The organism is Aureimonas sp. N4, from assembly GCF_001463925.1.
GTDB classification, from domain to species: Bacteria; Pseudomonadota; Alphaproteobacteria; order Rhizobiales; family Rhizobiaceae; genus Aureimonas; species Aureimonas ureilytica_A.
Genome location: NZ_BBWS01000023.1, coordinates 26,481 through 46,186 on the forward strand (window position 1 = coordinate 26,481; position 19,706 = coordinate 46,186).

Consider the following 19,706-nt stretch of genomic DNA (forward strand, 5'->3'; position numbering starts at 1 on the left):
GCCTGTCGGGTCAGTCCTTCAGGGCGAAGGTTTCGAGCTTGTCGGCATTGTCGGCATTGATGAGGACGCAGTCCATCAGCTGCTTCTCCTCGGTGCCCGTCTTGCCGGTTTCGAGATATTGCTTGGCTTGCTCCACCGCGAGCTGCGCCTGGCGATAGGCCGGCTGGAGAACCGTGGCCTTGATGCCGCCCTTCTTGATCGAGTCGCGCACGTCGTTCGAGCCGTCGAAGCCGACCACGATCACGTCGGTGCGGCCGGCCGCTTCCAGCGCCGCCCAGGCGCCCATGGCCATCGTGTCGTTGCCGGAGATCACGCCCTTGATCTCAGGGTTCGCCTGCAGGATCGTCTGCATCTTCTCGAAGGCTTCGGGCTGGCTCCAATTGGCCGACTGCTGCACGACCATCTTCATGTCGGGATACTGATCGATCACGTCATGATAGCCGCTCGAACGGATGCCGGCATTGGTGTCCGCCTCGCGGCCCAGAAGCTCGGCATAGGGGCCTTTCTCGCCCATGAGCTTGACGAACTCTTCCGCGCCCAGCTGCGCGCCCTGATAATTGTTCGACACGATCTGCGACACGGCGATGCCGGTCTCGTTGATCTCGCGATCGATCAGGAAGGAGGGAATGCCGGCATTCTTGGCCTTCTGCACCGCCGCCGTGGTGGCCGCCGCGCCGGCATTGTCGAGAACGATCGCCTTGGCGCCGCGCGCGATCGCCGTGTCCACCAGCTGGTTCTGCTTGTTGGCATCGTCGTCGTGCACCAGGATCAGCGGCTCGAAGCCGAGTTCCTTGGCCTTGGCCGCCGCGCCTTCCGCCTCGGCCTTGAAGAAGGGGTTGTCGTGGCTCGGCGTGATGATCGCCATTAGGTCGGCGGCAAACGCCCCGGCCGGCAAGGTGACCGCGAGCATGGCGGCGGCGGCCGTCGATAGAAGAAGCTGCTTGAACATGGATCGTCCTCCCGAAACTCCCTTCGGCGGGTGATCGGCGTTTTGGCACCACGATCCCCACCCGGGCGCTGCCTCCCCGCAGCGATGCCGGGACCATGACAATCCATGGTCTGCTCGTCAACTGGTATAATGAGTTTGCCAGTTTGTGGGTCTCAGACGTCCTGTGGCCAGTTCGCCTGCGTGAAGACGCCGCCATCGACCCAGAGCGTCTGGCCCGTGACGAAAGCGGCGGCCTCGCTGGCGAAGAAGAGGACGGGTCCGGTGATGTCGTCCACCGTGCCGGCGCGGCGCAGCGGCGTGATGCGGCCCCAACTGGCTGCGTAGTCCGGCGCTTCCTGCAGGGTGCGCTCGTTGAGGATGGCGCCGGGGGCGACGCAATTGACGCGAATGCCGTAAGGGCCGAGCTCAGTGGCCGACACCTTGGTCAGCTGCTCGATGCCGCCTTTGGACGCCGTGTAGTCCACGAGCCGGGGGAAGGCGAGCTTGTTGCAGCCCGAGCCGATATTGACGATCGAGCCGCCCTTTTCAGTCGCTATCATGCGGCGTGCGGCCGCCTGCGTATTAAGGAACGTGCCTTTCAGATTGGTCTGGATGACCCGGTCCCAATCTTCCTCCGCAAGGTCGAGCAGCGAACTCCAGGTCTGCAGTCCCGCGTTGTTGACCACGACATCCGGCGCGCCGCCATGCCAGCGCTCGATCTCGTCATAGAAGGCCGAGACCTCTGCCGAGCGTCCCGCGTCGCATGGGAGGCCCAGCGCCCGGCCGCCCTTGGCTTCGATCTCGGCGACGAGCGAAGCGGTGGCCTGCGCATCCGCCTTGTAGCTGACGGCGACAGAATAGGCCTGCGAGGCGAAGGCCAATGCGAGGCCACGCCCGATGCCGGTGTTTCCGCCTGTGATCACAACCAGCTTCGTCATGAATGCCCCTTTGCACGCGTGAGATGCCGCGCGCTCTACGACGAGGGAGCACTTGGCGGAAGGGCCAAAGGTTTTAAAAACGGCTGGGGACGGGCTCTTTGCCGGGCGAGGGAACCTGTTGGCCGGCTCCGCTCTTTGCTGGAAGAGTTCCAGACAAGGATGCGACGCATGGCCGAGAAGGACAAGGGACCGGACTTCGCGAAAGGCATCGCCTCGGCGGAGCTTGCGATCGGCGCGATGATGCGCGGCACCATGGGCGAAGCGCCGGTGATCCTCGTGCGGAGCGAAGCGGGCCTGCGCGCCTTCTCGGCCAAATGCACGCATCTCGGCGCCATGCTGGATACGGGCCTGCTGGCGCATGGCGAGATCCGCTGCCCCTGGCATCATGCACGCTTTTCTGCCGATACGGGCGAGGCCGTTGCCGCACCGGCTTTCGCGCCCTTGTCCTGCTACCGTGTCGAAGAGCGCGACGGGCAAATCGTCGTGGGTGAGAAAACCTCGACCCAACCCCCACAACTGGACCGGCAGCCGCCCGAGCGAATCGTGATCCTGGGCGCGGGCGCAGCGGGCTTTGCCTGCGCCCATGAACTGGCCAAGCGTGGCGCGGGCGCACATGTCACTCTCATCGACGAGGAGAGGGACGCGCCCTACGACAGGACCTTCTGTTCCAAGCAATATCTCGCCGGGAAGAAGGACCGCCCCGGCGTGGCCATGGCCGAGGCCGAGTTCCTGCGCCAAAGCGGCGTGACGCTGCGCAGTGGCGAGCAGGTCCTGTCCATCGACGCGGAGGCCAAAACCCTCTCGCTGAAGAGCGGAACCTTGCCTTACGACGCGCTGGTGATCGCCAGCGGCGCCGCGCCGAAGCGAGCAGACACGTCGGGTTTCGAGCGCGAAAACGTTTATGTGCTCCGCAGCCTCGCGGATGCCGATGCGATCATTGCACAAGCGCGGGAGGGTCGAACGGCCCTGATCGTCGGCTCCAGCTTCATCGGGCTGGAGGCGGCCGCTTCGCTGCGCGCCCGCAAGGTCGAAGTCCATGTGGTCGCGCCTGGCGACATCCCGCTGCGCAAGGTGTTGGGCGCGGATGTCGGGCGGATGGTTCGCGCCCTTCATGAAGAGAACGGTGTCCGTTTCCATCAGGGGAAGGTCCACTCCTATGATGGGCGCACCGCCGTTCTGGAAGACGGCATTCGCCTTGACGTGGATTTCGTGGTGCTCGGCCTCGGCGTCGCGCCGCGCGTCGATCTGGCATCGGCCGCCGGGCTCGAACTGGCTTCGGACGAGGAAGGAGGCGGCATTCGGGTGGATTCCAATCTTCGCACATCCGCATCCAGCATCTTCGCGGCCGGCGACGTCGCCAACCTTCCGGCGCGTGCCGGGCAGGGACGCCAGCGGATCGAACACTGGGTTCATGCCCAGCGCCAAGGCCAGCACGTCGCCCGCGTCCTGCTCGGACACAGCGAGCCTTTCGAGGACGTACCGTTCTTCTGGAGCGCGCATTTCGGCACCAGCCTTCGCTATGTCGGCCATGCCGAGGAGATCGCGGAGGCCGAATTGGACGGCTCGACGTCCGACAAGAATTTCGCCTTGCGCCTGACGGACAATCGAGGCGGCCAAGCCATCGTGACCTGCAAACGAGATAAGGCGGCCCTGGAGGTGGAAGCGGACTGGGAGCGTTAAGGTCTCTAGGTGCGATACCCCGAGACACCCGACGGCCGATATTTCGTGGTACGGGGTCGCCTTTGGCGCCTGTCCAACCCCGTTCTGTCAGGCGACAAACGGGACGCTCTCGTCAAGAACCTCATGGCGGCTCGCCGCGCGGTGGCGCTGAGCCGGCGTAAAGGGGACGGCGACGGTCTTGCCGACGCGCGGGAGGCAGTGGATAGGGCCAAAAGGGCCTTGGGCGAGCGCGGGCCGGTCTGGTGGTCCGATGGTGCGCCGGATCTGAATCGGCGGCTCGTGCGCAATACGCCTTACGCCGATTGGTATGCCAGCCTCGAAAGCGAACAGGACGGTGCGCGGGACAGAACCGAACCGGGCGATACGCCGGAGGTTTGACGCCGATTCGATGCGAATTTGTCTGCGCATTGAGCCCAATGGTTGGGTATCACGCTGGCCCTGCCATCCGGCTATGCTACAGTTGCCTGCCGGATTCGCGTCCGGTAGAGGGCCGCGCGGGGGGGTCGCGCGGTGGGGAAGGAGTCGCCACGCTGGTAGTCGAGATCGCACCTGTCAGCCGTTCGTCCAAGCGACGCTCCTTGAGATTGCACGGCTCCATCGCGCAGGAGATCGGCACTGCCATTGTGACCGGGCGGTACCAGCCGAACGACCTTCTCCCGAACGAAGTCACCTTTTCCGAAAAGCTTCAGGTCTCGCGCACGGCCTATCGCGAGGCGGTGCGTATTCTTGCTGCCAAGGGGCTCGTGACGAGCCGCCCGAAGGCCGGCACCCGCATCAGCCCGCGCCGGAGCTGGCACGTTCTGGACCCCGACGTCCTGCGCTGGATTTTCGAGAACGGTGCGCCGGACCCGGCCTTCCTCCAGGAACTGTTCGAGCTGCGACAGATCGTCGAGCCGGCGGCGGCCGCGCTCGCCGCCGAGCGACGCACGGCCGAAGATCTCGACGAGCTTCGAGCGGCGCTGGACGGCATGGAGCGTCATGGTCTCGCGGTGGAAGACGGGCGCGAGGCCGATCGCCTGTTTCACGAGGTGATCCTGCGCGCGACCGGAAACGGAGCCCTCGGCACGCTGGCGCCGGGCATCGCTTCGGCCGTGCGTTGGACGACCTTGTTCAAGGCCCGTGACGGCCGGATGCCCCGCGATCCTCTGCCCGAGCATGTGAGCGTTTTCCAGGCGATCGAGCAGGGCGATGCCGCAAAGGCGCGCCGCGCCATGGGCGAGCTTGTCGGCCTAGCGCTCCACGATATCGGCGCGATTGAGAACAGCCAGACCTGACAGAGGGGCGACTTGAGCGCTTGGCCACGGTCGGGGAGGGACTCTTTCGATGGTTGCAAACCCGCGCCTCGAATGGCCGAGGGCATCGACGATACGCGCTGTCTGAGTCGAGCACGTAGAAGCAGTCAGTTAATCTCACAAATCGTTTAGCCGGCTGAAAGTCGATTGAAACACGCCCATAATATCGCGCGCCATGATTCGAATGGTTATGCCGACTTGGACAGGCGCACCACTTCAGCATCCCGTTAAATCGTGGGGTTCCCGCAACATTGGAAAGCCGAAGCCTCTCGATTCCATTTCGAAGGGCTTCGGAGCCTTGCGTTTAACGCTCGCTTCCGATCGGATGCTAAGGCACCATTGGTAATTCGGCGAGGAGGGATGCCGCGGAGCGGCGCGCCGGGTTGCAGGACGTGAAGCGGGGACATCCACATGACATTGCGCACCGTCTTCCTGGCGTTTGGCGCCAGCGTACCGGCTTTATCCTTGGCGCATGGGGCGGACGTCACTGTCATGCCACAAGTGGAACCGGCGGATTATGTCCGGGTCTGCGACGTCTATGGCGCGGGATTTCTCTTCATTCCGGGAACGCAGACCTGCTTCAGCTTCGGCGGCTATCTCCGCTTCGACACGATCGTCGCCGGCAGCCCGGCGCGCAATCTGGAAGGGGACGATTACGAAGCCTCGACCAGCGTGCGTACGCGCTTGAACTTCGACATTCGGGAAGAAACGGAATGGGGGACGCTGCGCGCCTACGCGCGTCTTCAGAACACCAATCTGTCCGGCACCGGAAATACGGTCGCGATGGATCAGGGATTCGTACAGCTTGGTGGTCTTCTCGCGGGCTACCGCGATTCCCTTTGGTCATCCGACATCGGCGGGATCGAAGACGGGCTGCTGACGGACACCGACCTCGTGGTTGGTGACTTCAACACCAATCAGGTGTCCTACACCTTCGCCGGAGGGGGCTTCTCGGCGACGCTGGGGCTGGAGGACGATTCTACCGGCGACATCAAGCCCGATATCCACGCCAAGCTCGTCTATTCCGGCGCCTGGGGCGGGGCCTACCTGTCGGCCGTTTATGACGAAACGTTCAATCAGGAAGACGCCGCCCGCGCCATCGGCTTGGATCCGTTCCTGTATCAGGGTTTGGAGTATTATCCGCTCTTCCTGCCCAATCTGCCCACCCGGCTTCAGGATGGTTCTCACGACGCCTTCGCTTTGAAGGGCGGTGTTCTGTTCAAGAACGTTATAGCGCCCGACTCGTCGCTGAAGATCGAAGGGCATTATGCGTTCGACCCGACCGTCTACGCCTCGATCGCCGGGCTTGCGACGACCAGCACATTCGCGGCCAACAACCCGACGGTTCTGAACCCGGAGCCTGGCTCTGTCCCGATCTTCCTCGAATATGCCGTGGGCGCGGGCTACGCGCAGAAGGTCGGACAGGTCGGTTTGGCCGTCTCGGGTCAGTTCGGCCGGACGTTCGACACCGGCTTCTTCGGCACCTTGCCCGATGGACGCTTCGGCACGCTCACGAGCCGAGGAGATTATTACGCCCTGGTTGGCAATCTCGGCTACCAGATCACGTCCAAAATGGCCTCCCTCTTGGAGGTCTCATACCGCAATGTCGACTTCGACCGCGTGGGGCAGGTGGACCAGACGAGCGGCTTCCTGCGCCTTCAGCGCGATTTCTGATCCTTCGGCCGATGTCAAACTGACGATGCCGCGCCCTCTCGGGGCGCGGCCTCCTGGAACATCTGCTTCTCAGGCGCTCAGCCGCTCCCATTCGTCATCGCGTCCGACGTGACGCGAGGGGGAGGGCCGCGACGATTCCGCCACCGGCCGGATCACGGCTTCACGTTCGGCGGCCGGTGATGGAACCGTAGCAGCGGTGGATGCGAGCTTGAAATAGTCGGTTTGGACGTTCAGCCGCTGCGCTTCGTTCGACAATTGCTCGGCCGTCGCCGCCATCTCACCGGCCGCACCGGCATTGGCCTGCGTGACCTGATCCAACTGCCCGATCGCCTGATTGATCTGCTCGATGCCGATCGACTGCTCGCGGCAGGCCGCCGAGATTTCCGAGACCAGCTCCGCCGTTCTGCGGATGTCCGGCACCAGACGCTGAAGACGCGAACCGGCGTCCTCGGCCACGACCAGCGTGCGCGTGGACAGATTGCCGATCTCGGTCGCGGTGCTCTGAGAGCGCTCCGCCAGCTTGCGCACTTCGGAAGCCACCACCGCAAAGCCCTTGCCATGCTGCCCGGCGCGGGCCGCTTCGATGGCGGCGTTCAGCGCCAGAAGGTCGGTTTGACGTGCGATCTCCTGCACCAGAGCGATCTTTTCGGCGATCTCGCGCATGGCCTGTGTGGACTTCGCGACGGCTTCACCCGTTGTCCCGGCGTGTTCGGCGGCTTGGGCGGCGATCTTTTCCGTGGTGGACGCGTTGTCGGCGTTCTGACGAATATTGGCGGTCATCTGCTCGATCGCCGCCGAGGCCTGTTCCGACGCGGCAGCCTGCTCGGTGGAGCCGGAGGAGAGTTGCTGGGCCGTCATCGAGGAATTGGCCGCTCCGGAGGAGACCTGCGACGCCGTTTCCCGGATTTGTCCGACCGTCGACGCAAGCCTCTTGGCCATCGCCGCGGCCGCATTCTGAAGGTCACCGATCTCGTCTTTACTGCGAGTCGCCTCGACCGAACGGCTCAGATCGCCGCCGGCCATACGGCTGAACGCATCCTGCAGGATATTCAGCGGCCGGAACATCCGTCCCGTCACGTAGAAAATTCCGAGCGCGGCCACGACTGCAATCGCCAGATTGGTCAGCGCCATCGTGTAGAACATGGTGTTGATGCCTGCGATATAGGCGGCTCGGTCGAGCCCGACCAGAAGGAGGCCAAGCGTCTTGCCGGAGGCGTCCTTGATGGGATCGTAGGCGACGTAATAGTCTTTTCCGAGTATCTGCGCTTCGCCCCGGAACGGCTGTCCGCCGATCAAACTGATGTTCGTGGCTCCGGCCGATGTCAGCTTTGTGCCCGTTGCGCGCGTCCCGTCGGCATTGCGAAGGTTGGTGGCGATGCGTGTATCGCCCATGAAGACCGTCGCCGCGCCTCCCAACATGTCTGCGATCTCATCGACGATGCTCGTATCGCCGTTCAGGGTCCGGGAGCCGAGCTTCAACTCTCCATTTTCGGCGGTGAAGGTTTCGTTCCGGGGATTGAGCGTCTTCCAGGCCACCCGCATGTTGGACGAGAGCCGCGCCTCGGACTTGTGACCGGCGTCCGTGATCGCGGTCTGGTAAGATTGCCAGATGTTGACGACCGATACGAGAAGAGCCACTGAAAGTGCTAAACAAACAACTTTGGCGCGAACAGACATTCGCATAGTCTTACCGTGCACGTCACACCTCTCCGGGCTCACGAACTCACGAGCGTTCATGGGCCTATAATAAGGCAACGGCTAGATGGTTCGGCCCAGAACTGGAGCATCAGGCCGAAAGTGGTTTCTATACTGAAGAAGGTATGAAACGTTTGTCCGAACGGGGCTGATACCCCCCGTCGCGATGATCCGCCATGCGATCAAAGCGGTCATATCCTTGCTCGAACGCTATTCGTCATTCGATGCAAACGGTCCGGCGTATCGCATCTTGCCCCGCGCCGAAGCGCTCCGATCTGCCAGGGCATCGCAAGCGTTTCCGAGGAAACAAGCTCAGCAAGCTACCAATCGCGATTGTCACCCCAAGAGGGAAGCACTGCTACATTTTAAAGGGGAATGATCGGATATGATGGATCGCGTGATGGCGCTTCATGGCGGAGAGGATGGGAGGAACCCCCATCGAAACGCCCAACCCGTTGACGGGGCTAAGGAAGTCCGCGCCTCGGCGACGGGCGCCTGGGTACGCTGATGGGTACGGCAGGCCTCCTGCGCTGTCAACAATCTGGCGCGGCACTCGCCCGCCGCCGGCGAAGCCGACGCAAGGATTCAGAGCACCGGAGCGGCCCGTGGGCGCGGGAATCTCGAGCGCGAGATCGGTTCTTGGGGTAGCCGTAGGAGCGACGCCGAAGGTCGGTGCGGGACCGACCGCCCCCGACGAGCGCACCACATTCCCAACAGGGCGTCCCCCACCCCACTGGCCTCAGGCGGGACGCTGCTCGGTGCGAGAGGAACGCGAACGGGGCGGACGTATCCAACGCCGTTTCGGTGGGTGGACTGTTCTGGCGGCTCGCAGGCGAGCCACCTGAACGACTAAGAGAGGTCGGGTGGTACTTTCCTGCCTCGTGGATGCAACGTCGCTCTCAGGGGCCTCCCTGCGAGCCGCGAGAGCGATGAAACCTTCCTGAGCGGCATCCGGCCACCCCGACGAGTCCTTGCGGCGGCAGGGCGCAGGGCGGGTGTTTTAGACCCCCGCCAGACTGCGCTTGCCTATCCCCCGAACGGCGAACCGCCCGGCGAGGTTTCCGTCCGCCGCCCCGGGTTCAACGGACACGGCGGTGAGGAGCCGGCGGCCCCGCACGCGCCAGTCCGACAGGCAGCGTTCCGGGCCGCGGTCGGCTTCAAGGAACAGGCGCCGCCACGCGGACATGTCGTCATCGGCGAGCGTGACGAAAACGGCTTGGAGCGCGTCGTCGGTCGCGATTGTCAGGTCCCGACCGAGAACGGCGCACCACGGCTCGCCGGGCTGTCGGACGCGTCGCCAAGGGAGGCCGGAGGTAGTGGCCGCCGCTTCACTGGTAGCGGCCGTCCACGCGCGTAGCCGATCGTCGTATGTCACCCACTCGGACGCGGCTCGCCCAGCGGCGCGCTCACGTACGTACCGCCGGAGCGCGATCGCCTCGCGGCGGGATGCGAGGGCGCTGGTCGCGCCGGTCACGAGGGCCGCCGCTTGTAGTCGTCGGCCGGGGCTGAGGTGTCGGGTTGCGCGACGACGGTGGCGGCCCTGGGGTCACGCTCGAGTTCGCGGGAACCGAACTTCCGGAACTCGTGGAGGGACGCCACCACCTCTTCGCGCTCGGCCTTCACGAGGTCCGCGCGCTGGTCGTCGTCGAGGAACGAGGCGACGAACGCTCGGAGCGGCGGGTCCAGCTTGCGCAGCGCGGCCACGTCGCCGGCGGCTGCGGACAGGAGGAGGTCGGCCTCGCGGGTCTCCGACCGGACGGCTCGAAGTTTCGTCGCGGTATCGGCGACGGAACCCGACTCGGCCGCCCAGGCTGCCGCGACGGCGGGCGGCGGCTCGTAGCCGTTGAGGCCGACGCCCTGGCGTTGGCATTCGAGCCAGAGGCGGCCGGCCGCCTCCGGGGGCCACGGGCCTTCCAACTCCAAGCGGCCCGACCAGTCTTCCGCGGCCTTCGCCGCGAGGGCGCGCAACGCGGCATCGGACACGGGACCGTGCAGGTCCACCTGGTCGCCCTGATCGAGCAGACGCGAGCGCCCGCCGAGGCCGACCCGCACCCCGGCCGGAGATTCCGACACGTCGCTGAAGCCGCGACGGCGCCAGCGGTCGGCGAGGGTGACGGCCTCCTCCTCGGGCATGGCTGATTTCCGGCGGGACGTGCCTGGCTTCGACGCGGCGGCGGTGCGCGACAAGTGGTCGACGCCATAGCCGGTGGCCTCGGAGATGGTGGACGCTAGGGCGGCGGCGTCCGCGCTGTGCGGTCCCCACATCGTCACGGTCCCGCTCTCGTCGTCCGTTTCGACCCAGGCGCCGTCACGGAGAAGCGCGCGGGTGCGGCGCGGGTCTCGGACATCGACCATGTAGAGGGCGGCGGCTGTGTCGGGCGGCAGGATCAGGTCGGGGAAGCGGTCGCGCAAAAGGCCGGCCTTGTAGTCCTGCTGGTGCGGCGCCCTTGTCTGGCGAGCGGGTGCGCGGGCGAACCCGCGTGCTTTCAATGCCATTTCCATCTCCAGTTTCGTGATTTCGTTTTCGAGCTTCCGGGTCGCTCGCATTCCGGCCACGACAGCCGATCGTCGGTCGTGCGACCGGCGCTTGCGGATCGCGGCCATGCGCTGCTCCCCGAGCTTGGGTTCCGGCTGGCGAGGGTCGCCGCGCGCGGCATAGGACCTTGGGTCCGCCCGGCGCCTGGAACCAGCCGCGCGCAAGTGGTCGTTCACGACGGCGGCGATGCGGGCGCGCTCCGCCGTCATCGCGTCGCCGCGTCCGCCTCCGCCCTTCCGGCCGCCGCTGTCAAAGAAGGCGGCAAGGGCCGCGTTCCGCTTGGACGCGAAGCCCGTCTCGGTCGTCGGGTCGAGCGCCCGCGTCGTGAGGAGGAGGTGCGCGTGGGGCTGGAGGTCGCCGTCGCTCGCCAGCGGGACGTGAACGGTGACGTCCACGATCGCGCCGGCCGCGACGTAGGGCGCGGCTATGTCGGCGAGGAAGGCGCGGTACTGGCTCGGCTTGAGGTCCCGGGGGATTGCGACCTGCGTCTCGCGCGCGGTCTGGGCGTCCTTCCGCTTCTCGGCGAGTTCCGCGCGGCTCCACAGGGCCTCGCGGTCGTGCGTCCAGGCCGGGGAGCTGGGCGGGGCCATAACGAATGAATCCAGGACGCCCTTCTTGCGACCGTAGTCCCATATGGCACCCGTCCGAGCGTCCGTCAGGCGCGTTGCCGCGCGGTACGCGGCAGCCGCGACGGCGGATCGTCCACGCGATCTCTGAACGACGGTGAAGCGTGTGGTGAGGAGGGCTTCGTGGGCCGGCAGGCTGGTCATCGATCGCCCGGGACGTCGAAGCCGAAGTCGTCGTCGCCTGGGCCGGCGGGTCCGAAGTCGTCTGCGCCATAGTCGAGGGCGGCGAGAGTCGCGGCCACGCTGTCCGCGTCCGCTCGACGCTGACCCTCCTCGCGACGGGTCCGCTCGCTCGCGCGGAGCCAGCCGTCGCGCTGCTCCGAGACGTAGTCCGCGAAGGCGTCGAGGTCTGCTCGGAGTGTCCCGCCGTCCGCCCTCGCGGCGCGCTGGAGCGCCATGGCGTGATGCCAGGCAGCGCGAGCGGATTCCTCGATCAGGCGATGTGCGCTTGGCATGTCGTCGTCCTCCTCGTCGCCGGCGGGGAGAAACTTGGCCCCGCAGGACCGCAGCGTTCGCAGAACGCTATAGCGCGCCCTTCGGGTTCTCCCGGTTTCCCCTTCCCGAGGGTTGGGCGCCGATTTGCACCGCGCAAGGCGACGCCAGAGCATGGATGTCAGGTGCTCCGCGTGGGGCGCCTCTGGGCCGCACGAAACCTACAAAAGCTGGCTGGTGGCCCTCTGCGGATCGAAAAACTCTTCCGCTCCGCTCGCGTGGATTCCGCCGGCGGATCGGCCGACCGGCGCAACGGGGAGGACACCGCATGACCCTCGATCTCTCGAAGCTGGCGCAACGGCGCGCAGCCCTCGAAAGCAAGCTCGCGCATGCGACCGCCGCCCTCCGGGATGCCGAGCGGCGCTCGGATACCCGGAGGAAGGTCGTGGCCGGTGCGGCCCTGCTGGCTGCCGTGCGCGAGGGCGTTGTCCCGTCCGGGACGTTGGCGGTCTTGGTCGGACGGATGACCGAGCGCGACGCCGCGCTCTTCGCCGACGTGGCAACGGGTTCGGTAGCCGAGTCCGAAGGAGCGCAGTCGTGAACTTCGCGGACCTCCTGGCCGACCCGCCCGACACCGATCTCGCGTGGCGCGCGGTGACGACGATCCTGCCGACGGACGGCGAGGAGACGGCCTTCTCCGCGGTCATGGGCGTCTTCTCGACGGCACTCTTCCTCGTCGCCGTCGCGTGGCTCGCCTACGCGACGATCATGATGCTACTCCGCGCAGCAGAGCGCGGAGAAACCCTGTCGCAGACGCAGAACGGGGGCGTGATCGCGCTGCGCGTGGTGATCGGGCTCGGGGCGCTCCTGCCGGTCGCTGGCGGCCTCTCGACCGTCCACTATGTCCTCCGCGACCTCGTCGCGCGGCCCGGCATCAACGTCGCGAACCTCGCGGCCGAACGCGCGGTCACGTTCGTGCCGCGCGACGGCCATCCCCTGTCACCGGTCTCCGCGGGCGGACGCGAACTCGTGCTTGCGGTCGTGGAGTCGGAGGTCTGCGCGCGGGCCTACGCTGCCAGCCGGGCGAACATGATGGCGGCCGGCGACGGCGGTGCCCGGCTGCCGCCGCCGGCCGGCACGGAGGTCGTCGCGCCAGGCGAGGCCGGCTGGTTCCCGTGGAGCGACGGGACGCCCGCGCGCACGACCGGCTACGCATGGGACTGGGGTCCCGCCTGCGGTTCCGTAACTCTCACCCGCGCCGAAGGGTTCGCGGACGGCGCCTTCGGCGACGCGCGTCGGCAGGCCGTCGCCGCAGTCGTGGAGAAGGTCCGGGGACTCGGGTTCGCGGATCGCCTCGCCGACGCCGTGAAGACGGCGGGCATTGCCGAGGTACCTGTGACGGGGACGGATGCCGAGGCGGCCTACGCCAGCCATGGAATGCTGAAGGCGGCCGTCGACGCCGAGCTTCGAGCCTCCGGCCTGCGGTACGACCGCGCCCTCTCCGAAGTCGCCTCGTCGCTGTCGGCGGGGGACGGCGACGGGCTGCGCGCGGAGGTCGTCCGCGACGTCCAGGAGCGCGGCTGGATCGCGCTGGGGTCTTACTACCGTGTCCTTGCCTACGCGTCCCTGTCGTCGTCCGAGGCCGTCGCCGAGCGGCCGGTCCGGAAACGCCCCGACCCTGAGGAGTGGGAGGCGCAGCGCGGAGCCGTGCGCAAGGCGCTCGCGCTGGTGGACTCGCAGGTGCAGCGCGAGAGCGCCGCCACCGTCCTCGCGACGGGCGAGGAGCTGACGGCCGACGCGGCCGAGGGCGGCGCCTTCCTCGCCTCGCTCGTCGCCACGGTGACGAATCCGGTGAACGACTTCTTGACGGGCTACTCGGGCTGGCGGGCCGATCCGGTCGGGGACCTCATGAACCTCGGCACCGTGCTCATGGTCTCGGGACAGGCGGCGTTCGCCCTCGCCCTCGCCGCGCAGGGCGCGTCCGACCTGTTCGGCGGGGTCGGGAGCGGCGTCCTCGAGTTCGTCATGACGCCCGGCTGGACGGTGATCGGGATCGCCTGGATCGGGGGCGCGCTCCTAACCTACGTCCTGCCCCTCGTCCCGTTCCTGTTCCTGACCTTCGCCGCGGCTACGTGGGCGTGGGAGGTCGTCAAGGCGGGCATCGCGGTCGTGGTCTGGGCGCTACTCCACGTCCGCGTGGACGAACCCGACCTGATCGGGCAGGCGCAGAAGCAGGGTTACGTCAGCCTGCTCATCGGGGTCATGCTCCGCCCGGCCATCACCGTCGCCAGCTTCGTGGCGCTGCACATGATGAACGTGACGGTGCTGAACCTCTTCCTGTCATCCTACAACATCGCGTTCAAGGCCAGCCAGGTTGGCTTCAACCTCGGGGCGACGGGGCTGGTCGTCAGCGTCGGCGTGATGGTCTACGCCCAATGGACCTTGGTCCTGTGGTCCTACAAGCTCCTGACGACGATGCCTGCGAAGATCGCCGAGTTCCTGGGCTTCTCAGCGACCGCATGGGGCGACGACGACGCCGGGTCGTCGGTCGTCGGCGGGGTCACAGCCGGGCACCGCCACATGCCCCGCATGGCGAAGGGCGGAGCGAGTTCCAGAAAGGACGACGACGGGGGCAAGGGCGCCAAGGCGGGCGCCACGGCGCTGGGCGCGAGCGCCGGCGGAGCGCTGCGGGCGGCGGCCGCCGGGACTGGCGACAAGTCGGGCGGGTGACCGAAGGCCGGCGCGGAGGTTCCGCGCCGGTCAGACGTACATCGCGCGGTAGATGGCGAACACCACGAGAGGGAAGCCGATCCACCACAGGACGGCCGCCGCGCGCAGGAGGAGGCCGACGAGGACGCGGGCGACGGGGTTCCTGATGACGAGCGTTCCGTGCATGTCCGATCTCCTCTCGATGTCTGGCCGTCTCGGCGACCGTTCCGGCCTCTCGACGCGGCATCTTGGACGGGGGTAGCTGCCTCGCCCGGCACGGGCGACGCTCGCGCTTGGGCATCGGCGTCCCCGCCCGAGCATGCCGTAGAGGCGTTACGGAACGGCGTCTAGGCGGACTTGGATTCGATCGGATCGGGCTTGCGGACGGCGGCGCGGCGCTCGTGCCGGGACAGGGTCTGGGCTTCGGCGGTGTAGTGCCAGAGCGCGAGGCCGCCGACGAGCCACCAGCCGGACTCCATCGCGCGATCGAGGTTGCCCGACCAGAACAGGAGGCCGCCGTAAACGAGCGCGGCGGCCCCGCCGAGGTAGCCCGCGGCGAGGACGAGGCGCCGCGTCCAAGGGCGGCGGTGGAGGGCGTTGGTCAGGACGATCGGTAGCATGGGGGGCCTCCTTGGTGGTCGGGAGACCAGCGTGAGGCCCCGCCGATGCGGCGTCCAGGTCAGGCTGCCGCGAGCGTCGGGTGCAGGTGCAGGATGTGCCAAGCACCCGCCTCCGCGAGCGACATGGCGTGGCCGGAGGTCTGGGCCAGGAGATCGAAGAGGACCACTCCGCCGGGGCCGCGCACCGTCGCCCGCCATGCCCCGCCCTCCGGGTCGACGTAGAGCGTCATCCGCTCGTCGGACTCCTCGTCCTCGATCGCGGTGTCGATGCCGTGGACCGCGTTGCTCCACTGGTTGCCGTCCAGCATCCACGTGCCGAGGCGCACGTCGCGTCGGACGGGCACCCCGACCACCTCCGCCGTTTCCTCGGGATCGACGCGGACGTAGCCGACGCTCGCGCGACGCCACCGCGCCACGGCCAGATGTGCGATCTCGGCCATGCTACCGCCCCGCCGGAGCGTAGGAAGGGTCCGCCGCACGGACGATGGCGCGCTGCCGGTCGTCCAACCGCGCCCAGGCCGCCGAAGGGGTGTCGTAGCCCGTGCCGGCGAGCCGATCGTGGCGATCGAGCGCGAGGCAGAGCGTCAGCCATTCGGACGTCGATGCCTTCTCGTAGTCATCGATCGACTTGTCGCCCGCCTTGATCGCGGCGAGCGCCTTGGTCTCCATGTACATGATCCGGTCTCCGGAGGGACAGCCCCTCGCCGAGCCGCCGCGCTGCGCGGCGGCCGGGACAGGGGCGGGCAGAACGCCCACCGCCTCGTCAGCCCTTCGCGGCACGGTAGGCGTTCGACGCCGCGTCCGCCTCGCGGGCGATCTCGGGATGCCGCGCGCGGACCCGATCGGCCCCGTCGCTCGTGCCGCCCCACATGCCCCGGCCGTACTCGTCCATCGCCGTCCGCCACCAAGCCTGGCGCGTGCCGTCGAGAGCGATGTCGGTGTCGCCCAGCGGGATCGCCGCGCCGTGGGTCAGGACGAGGTAGAGCCGGGCCATCGCGCGGCCGGAAGAGCAGCCCGCCGTCCCGCCCGTGGCAAAGGTCAGAATCTGGTCGGCGACCGTACCGGACTTCTGGCCTACGGTCTGGAGGTCCAAGGCGTGGCGGATCGCGCCCGCGCGGACGCGCGGGTGCATTGCAGTCTCGATGTCCATGGGTCTCTCCGGGAAACCGCTCCCCACCAAGGCGCCGAGGGTGACGGCGGCTTGGTGGAGGGCGGCGGGCCGTGGCCCGCCGGGTGCGCCGTCAGATAGGGAGGGACTTGTCGAGCGCGTCGTACTCAGCGAGAGCCGACTCGAAGTCGGCGGGGCGTCCCTCGATCTGGGCGAGACGACGCAGGAGCAAGACGGCCTCAAAGTCGCCAGCGGTGCACTTCGCCGCTTCGCGGACGACGAGGCCGACAAGGTGCAGCACGTCAGGCGTAACGCCCTCACGGCGCACCTCTTCCGCCGCTTCGTCGCATCCCTCTTGAGCGGCGACCGCGTAGTCCTGTGGCTGGTAGTAAGGCTCGCCCGTCTCGATCGAGCCGCGCGCGAGCGAGAGGGTAGCGAGGACGAAAGCTTCGCTGACGGGCTTGCTCATCACGCAGCCTCTCCCGCCGCCTCGCTGCGGGCCGCGTAGACGCAGTCGCGCACAGTCAGGTCGCGGGATTCCACGCGCTGCCAGGAGGCGGGGGTGGCGACGATGGCGCGGGCGATCGCCAAGCCTTCCTCGCGGTCGTCGGGGTGCAGGGTCAGGAGGTGCCTGTAGAGGCTGCGCGCCCGAACCTGGAGCGATGCGTCTTCGGCATCCGCCGGGACGGACTTGGCGGGGTCTCCGGGCCGGCAGTAGCCCAGGCGGACGGCGTGCCGGAGAGCGGCCGCGAACTCCGCCGGGGTGCAGCCTTCGGCGATACGCGCCTTCCAAAGGCCCCAAATCTGGGCGCCGAGTTCCTCCACGGACAGGACGAGCGGCTCGTCCGTCAGGTCGTCGGTGAGCGGGCCGCCCACGTCTTCGTATCTTGTCATGATGCCTCCTGGGGAATGCGAGGGGTGCCGTCGTAGCCGTCCCTCTCCAGGCCGTCGCAATGCGCGGCGGCCGGGAGAAGGGCGGGCATGGTGCCCGCCCGGATCGTCAGGCGTCCTCGACCGCGAAGAACCGCTCGACCGTCTCGGCGTCGGCGTGCTGCTCCGCGAACTCGCGGGCCTCCTCGACGGTGACGGGGAGCAGGCCCTCGCCGCCCTGTAGGCCGCCGCTCACCCGCTCGGCCCAACGGGACCGCGCGCCGCCTTCCCCGGCGAGGAAGAAGCGGCCTCCCGACGTGCGGTAGAGCGTGGTGTCCTCGTACTCGAAGTCGCGGGGGTAGCCGCGTTCGTAGCGGCAGACTGCCTCGGCCTTGGTCGTGTCGTAGCGCAGGCCGCCGACGACCTTCTTGATGTCCATAGGGTGCCTCCTTGTGGCTGGTTCGAGGGTTCTGGCCGTCCCTCGCCGGGCCGCTCCTGATCACGGAGCGGTCGGGTGAGGGACGGGGTCAGGCTCCGCCCCGTCCCGTTGTCTCCAGCGCCGCCAGCGCCTCGGCCAGCACCGCACCGGGGTCGACGCCGAGGCGGTCGGCCTCCGCGGTGAGGCGGTCGGCCGGGTCCGCGGGGAGCCGCAGGAGGCGGGTCGTGGAGTGCCTGCGGCGGTAGCGGCGGCTGCGCTCCGCGTCGGTCATCGGGCGGTCGCCCAGCGGCCTCGCGCCCCGCCTCGTCGGTGTGTCGGTCGCCTCCTGCGTCACTGTATCCGTCTCCGTCACGTGATGTCGTTCGCCATGCTGCCGCCATCGGCCACAGTTGGTCAAGAGCACAAGGAAGTTCAGATGCGATTGGTAAACGACATTGAAATGTACACCGTCCGATAATCTCCCCGATATGTTCGATAAGAATTGTTGACAACAGTGGGATTAGGTCGATGTCCGCGCATGAATGCTTAAAGGACTCGCGTTCACGCAAGGATTAGGCGGAATAGCGGCGTGAATTACTATAGATCAACAAGGATTCGGGTAGGGTGCGCAGGCCGACGCACCGTGTCCGACGAAGGACTCGCAAGGATTCGAGGGGGAAGACGACGGGTCGAAAGGATTCGCCGCCCAGAGGACGGGAGACGGCTGTGAGCCTCCGTCGCGCGCGGCGTGGAGAACGAGGAGGACGCGTCCGAGGCTGAGCAGGTGAGAGGACCGGGCCGTGGACCACCCCTGCTTTTTTACTATACACCGAATTCCCCACCCCCCTCACGCCGCGGACTCCTCGTCCGGCCAGTTCGCGCGGACGGTTTTGCGGTCCATGCCGGACCGGCGCGCGATGCCCGAGACGGTGACCGCCTCCCCAGCCGCACGCGCGACCTCGATCGCCTCGCGGATCGCGTCGGCCGACCGGGAACGGCGAAGGCCGGCGGCGTAGCGTGCGCCGACCGCCTGACGGGCGGCGACGCCCTGCACGTCCCCGACGGCATCCGCGCAGGCGCCGCGGTCGCGCGATCCGTCCCGTCCAGCCCGCGACGGGTCCCAGTGGTCGGCGGCATAGGTGGCGACCCTGTAGAGGATCGCCTGGCCCTGCTTCGGATTGCTTGCGGCGGCGCTGACGTGCCCGACCAGCGCCCGGAACAGGCGCTCGGCGAGCGCGTCCCGGTCGCGGCGCAGGATCGCGCCCGCGTATTCGGCGTCAGCGGAATGATGCCACTCGCGCAGCGTCCCGAACGCTAGCGTCTGCGCGGCGGCGAAGAGGGCGTTCGAGGCCGTCCGCTCCATGCCGGACAAGGCGGCGGCCGAGTCCCGGATCATCCGGTCCCGCGACGTGGACGTGTCGACCCACCCCGCCCATTCAGACAGGCTGGGGAACATGGCCTCGTTCCAAATTTGGACCGACCAGAATGGGCTGAGCGGGCACTTGATCTTGTCAGGGTTCGAGAGGGCGCCCGGGTCGGCTCCGAGGGGCATCAGCGCCTTGGTGATCCCGGCATGCACGCCGCGCCACAGGGACATGATGTCCCGGCGGCAGCGTGCGTCCTTGTCCGAGAACCAGACGCCCTCGTTGTACGGCAGGAGCCAGAGGAGGTGCGGGCGCTCGATCTGCCCCGCCTCGTCCTCAAACCCCACCGCGACGGACGGCAGGCACGGCAGCGAGAGGTCCGCGACCTCCTGACGGAGCGCGGCCCACGAGGGGAACACGTGGTCGAGGTCGATCCGGAAGACGGATCGAACGGCAGGGTTGAGGTGAACGTAGGGTTCGTCCAGCCCAAAGACCTTCGCATCCGGCGTCCAGACCGCGCCCTTGTCGCGACCGACGCGCATCCGGCTCGTCCGCGGCGTCGCATGCACGATCCGCCGGAGGACGTGGCTCGCCTCCGAACGCAAGCCCCGCTCCGTGAACGGGGCGTGGTGCCGACCGGCGACGGTGCCGCCGAAGTGCTCGAAGCCAACCGCGAGGCGGCGGTGGATCAGGTCGCGCCGTGACTGGGCCGACGCCACGAAGATTTCCGCGCCGGGCTTAAGGGGGCCGCGCGAGGGCTGCTTCCAGTCGTTCCTGATCTCGCGGACCCAGGCTTCCTCATCCCAGCGCGTCTCG

The 19,706-nt window shown here is 67.6% G+C and carries 22 protein-coding genes; 6 read left to right on the plus strand and 16 right to left on the minus strand.

Annotation, left to right across the window (positions count from 1 at the left end):
• Positions 1-10: 10 nt before the first annotated feature.
• The gene (locus AUL28_RS07450; protein WP_156419923.1) at positions 11-949 is read right to left on the minus strand and encodes a D-ribose ABC transporter substrate-binding protein; all 939 of its coding nucleotides are present in this window, start codon (positions 947-949) and stop codon (positions 11-13) included.
• Positions 950-1,101: 152 nt separating this feature from the next.
• Entirely contained in the window at positions 1,102-1,866 is a 765-nt protein-coding gene (locus tag AUL28_RS07455; RefSeq protein WP_062231341.1) for an SDR family NAD(P)-dependent oxidoreductase, read from the minus strand.
• A 168-nt stretch (positions 1,867-2,034) separates the two neighbouring features.
• On the opposite strand from AUL28_RS07455, the gene AUL28_RS07460 reads away from it, so the two are divergent.
• The 4 genes from AUL28_RS07460 to AUL28_RS07475 all read left to right on the plus strand — a co-directional run bounded on the left by AUL28_RS07460 (position 2,035) and on the right by AUL28_RS07475 (position 6,512).
• Positions 2,035-3,546, plus strand: a complete 1,512-nt coding sequence (locus AUL28_RS07460; RefSeq protein WP_062231342.1) for an FAD-dependent oxidoreductase — start codon at positions 2,035-2,037, stop codon at positions 3,544-3,546.
• A gap of 9 nt (positions 3,547-3,555) precedes the next feature.
• Complete coding sequence (locus tag AUL28_RS07465; protein ID WP_062231343.1) at positions 3,556-3,924, plus strand: hypothetical protein; 369 nt, start codon at positions 3,556-3,558, stop codon at positions 3,922-3,924.
• Positions 3,925-4,124: 200 nt separating this feature from the next.
• Entirely contained in the window at positions 4,125-4,820 is a 696-nt protein-coding gene (locus tag AUL28_RS07470) for a FadR/GntR family transcriptional regulator (RefSeq protein ID WP_244493441.1), read from the plus strand.
• Between the two features lie 429 nt (positions 4,821-5,249).
• Complete coding sequence (locus AUL28_RS07475; RefSeq protein WP_062231345.1) at positions 5,250-6,512, plus strand: porin; 1,263 nt, start codon at positions 5,250-5,252, stop codon at positions 6,510-6,512.
• A 69-nt stretch (positions 6,513-6,581) separates the two neighbouring features.
• Here AUL28_RS07475 and AUL28_RS07480 read toward each other — a convergent pair whose 3' ends face one another.
• The 4 genes from AUL28_RS07480 to AUL28_RS07495 form a co-directional block, all read right to left on the minus strand.
• On the minus strand, positions 6,582-8,249 hold the full coding sequence (locus tag AUL28_RS07480) for a methyl-accepting chemotaxis protein (RefSeq protein ID WP_244493442.1): 1,668 nt from the start codon (positions 8,247-8,249) through the stop codon (positions 6,582-6,584).
• A gap of 958 nt (positions 8,250-9,207) precedes the next feature.
• On the minus strand, positions 9,208-9,681 hold the full coding sequence (locus AUL28_RS07485; protein ID WP_062231348.1) for a hypothetical protein: 474 nt from the start codon (positions 9,679-9,681) through the stop codon (positions 9,208-9,210).
• Positions 9,678-11,513 carry a MobA/MobL family protein gene (locus AUL28_RS07490; protein ID WP_082640330.1) on the minus strand — a complete coding sequence of 612 codons (1,836 nt, stop codon included), beginning with the start codon at positions 11,511-11,513 and terminating at the stop codon, positions 9,678-9,680. The genes AUL28_RS07485 and AUL28_RS07490 overlap by 4 nt, the downstream gene beginning before the upstream one ends.
• Positions 11,510-11,824, minus strand: a complete 315-nt coding sequence (locus AUL28_RS07495) for a hypothetical protein (RefSeq protein WP_156419924.1) — start codon at positions 11,822-11,824, stop codon at positions 11,510-11,512. The genes AUL28_RS07490 and AUL28_RS07495 overlap by 4 nt, the downstream gene beginning before the upstream one ends.
• Positions 11,825-12,129: 305 nt before the next feature.
• Here AUL28_RS07495 and AUL28_RS07500 point away from each other — a divergent pair, with 305 nt between their 5' ends.
• A complete protein-coding gene (locus tag AUL28_RS07500; protein ID WP_062231354.1) occupies positions 12,130-12,402 on the plus strand; it encodes a hypothetical protein in 273 nt (90 codons plus the stop codon).
• Positions 12,399-14,531, plus strand: a complete 2,133-nt coding sequence (locus AUL28_RS07505; protein WP_062231356.1) for a DotA/TraY family protein — start codon at positions 12,399-12,401, stop codon at positions 14,529-14,531. The genes AUL28_RS07500 and AUL28_RS07505 overlap by 4 nt, the downstream gene beginning before the upstream one ends.
• A 30-nt stretch (positions 14,532-14,561) precedes the next feature.
• On the opposite strand, the gene AUL28_RS23505 is transcribed toward AUL28_RS07505, so the two are convergent.
• The 10 genes from AUL28_RS23505 to AUL28_RS07550 form a co-directional block, all read right to left on the minus strand.
• Positions 14,562-14,696 (minus strand): hypothetical protein, encoded by a 135-nt coding sequence (locus tag AUL28_RS23505; protein WP_280137262.1) that lies wholly within the window; start codon positions 14,694-14,696, stop codon positions 14,562-14,564.
• Positions 14,697-14,857: 161 nt separating this feature from the next.
• Positions 14,858-15,130: a hypothetical protein gene (locus AUL28_RS07510; RefSeq protein ID WP_062231358.1), complete on the minus strand. Its 273-nt coding sequence runs from the start codon at positions 15,128-15,130 to the stop codon at positions 14,858-14,860.
• A gap of 59 nt (positions 15,131-15,189) precedes the next feature.
• Positions 15,190-15,570 carry a hypothetical protein gene (locus AUL28_RS07515; protein ID WP_062231360.1) on the minus strand — a complete coding sequence of 127 codons (381 nt, stop codon included), beginning with the start codon at positions 15,568-15,570 and terminating at the stop codon, positions 15,190-15,192.
• A 1-nt stretch (position 15,571) separates the two neighbouring features.
• Positions 15,572-15,805: a hypothetical protein gene (locus AUL28_RS07520; protein WP_062231362.1), complete on the minus strand. Its 234-nt coding sequence runs from the start codon at positions 15,803-15,805 to the stop codon at positions 15,572-15,574.
• A gap of 88 nt (positions 15,806-15,893) precedes the next feature.
• Positions 15,894-16,280: a hypothetical protein gene (locus AUL28_RS07525; RefSeq protein ID WP_062231364.1), complete on the minus strand. Its 387-nt coding sequence runs from the start codon at positions 16,278-16,280 to the stop codon at positions 15,894-15,896.
• A gap of 91 nt (positions 16,281-16,371) precedes the next feature.
• A complete protein-coding gene (locus tag AUL28_RS07530; protein ID WP_062231366.1) occupies positions 16,372-16,707 on the minus strand; it encodes a hypothetical protein in 336 nt (111 codons plus the stop codon).
• Complete coding sequence (locus tag AUL28_RS07535) at positions 16,707-17,132, minus strand: hypothetical protein (RefSeq protein WP_062231368.1); 426 nt, start codon at positions 17,130-17,132, stop codon at positions 16,707-16,709. Before AUL28_RS07535 ends, AUL28_RS07530 begins: the two co-directional genes overlap by 1 nt.
• 106 nt (positions 17,133-17,238) lie before the next feature.
• Positions 17,239-17,547: a hypothetical protein gene (locus tag AUL28_RS07540; protein WP_062231370.1), complete on the minus strand. Its 309-nt coding sequence runs from the start codon at positions 17,545-17,547 to the stop codon at positions 17,239-17,241.
• 88 nt (positions 17,548-17,635) lie between these two features.
• The gene (locus AUL28_RS07545) at positions 17,636-17,818 is read right to left on the minus strand and encodes a hypothetical protein (RefSeq protein WP_156419925.1); all 183 of its coding nucleotides are present in this window, start codon (positions 17,816-17,818) and stop codon (positions 17,636-17,638) included.
• A gap of 555 nt (positions 17,819-18,373) precedes the next feature.
• Entirely contained in the window at positions 18,374-19,609 is a 1,236-nt protein-coding gene (locus tag AUL28_RS07550; protein ID WP_244493443.1) for a hypothetical protein, read from the minus strand.
• Positions 19,610-19,706 lie beyond the last annotated feature (97 nt).

What these genes read in the sequence shown, in the direction of transcription:
- AUL28_RS07450 (WP_156419923.1), bottom strand. Translation starts at nt 949, where the DNA reads ATGTTCAAGCAGCTTCTTCTATCGACGGCCGCCGCCGCCATGCTCGCG.
- AUL28_RS07455 (WP_062231341.1), bottom strand. Translation starts at nt 1,866, where the DNA reads ATGACGAAGCTGGTTGTGATCACAGGCGGAAACACCGGCATCGGGCGT.
- AUL28_RS07460 (WP_062231342.1), top strand. Translation starts at nt 2,035, where the DNA reads ATGGCCGAGAAGGACAAGGGACCGGACTTCGCGAAAGGCATCGCCTCG.
- AUL28_RS07475 (WP_062231345.1), top strand. Translation starts at nt 5,250, where the DNA reads ATGACATTGCGCACCGTCTTCCTGGCGTTTGGCGCCAGCGTACCGGCT.
- AUL28_RS07480 (WP_244493442.1), bottom strand. Translation starts at nt 8,249, where the DNA reads ATGAACGCTCGTGAGTTCGTGAGCCCGGAGAGGTGTGACGTGCACGGT.
- AUL28_RS07490 (WP_082640330.1), bottom strand. Translation starts at nt 11,513, where the DNA reads ATGACCAGCCTGCCGGCCCACGAAGCCCTCCTCACCACACGCTTCACC.
- AUL28_RS07495 (WP_156419924.1), bottom strand. Translation starts at nt 11,824, where the DNA reads ATGCCAAGCGCACATCGCCTGATCGAGGAATCCGCTCGCGCTGCCTGG.
- AUL28_RS07500 (WP_062231354.1), top strand. Translation starts at nt 12,130, where the DNA reads ATGACCCTCGATCTCTCGAAGCTGGCGCAACGGCGCGCAGCCCTCGAA.
- AUL28_RS23505 (WP_280137262.1), bottom strand. Translation starts at nt 14,696, where the DNA reads ATGCACGGAACGCTCGTCATCAGGAACCCCGTCGCCCGCGTCCTCGTC.
- AUL28_RS07510 (WP_062231358.1), bottom strand. Translation starts at nt 15,130, where the DNA reads ATGCTACCGATCGTCCTGACCAACGCCCTCCACCGCCGCCCTTGGACG.
- AUL28_RS07515 (WP_062231360.1), bottom strand. Translation starts at nt 15,570, where the DNA reads ATGGCCGAGATCGCACATCTGGCCGTGGCGCGGTGGCGTCGCGCGAGC.
- AUL28_RS07520 (WP_062231362.1), bottom strand. Translation starts at nt 15,805, where the DNA reads ATGTACATGGAGACCAAGGCGCTCGCCGCGATCAAGGCGGGCGACAAG.
- AUL28_RS07525 (WP_062231364.1), bottom strand. Translation starts at nt 16,280, where the DNA reads ATGGACATCGAGACTGCAATGCACCCGCGCGTCCGCGCGGGCGCGATC.
- AUL28_RS07530 (WP_062231366.1), bottom strand. Translation starts at nt 16,707, where the DNA reads ATGAGCAAGCCCGTCAGCGAAGCTTTCGTCCTCGCTACCCTCTCGCTC.
- AUL28_RS07535 (WP_062231368.1), bottom strand. Translation starts at nt 17,132, where the DNA reads ATGACAAGATACGAAGACGTGGGCGGCCCGCTCACCGACGACCTGACG.
- AUL28_RS07540 (WP_062231370.1), bottom strand. Translation starts at nt 17,547, where the DNA reads ATGGACATCAAGAAGGTCGTCGGCGGCCTGCGCTACGACACGACCAAG.
- AUL28_RS07545 (WP_156419925.1), bottom strand. Translation starts at nt 17,818, where the DNA reads ATGACCGACGCGGAGCGCAGCCGCCGCTACCGCCGCAGGCACTCCACG.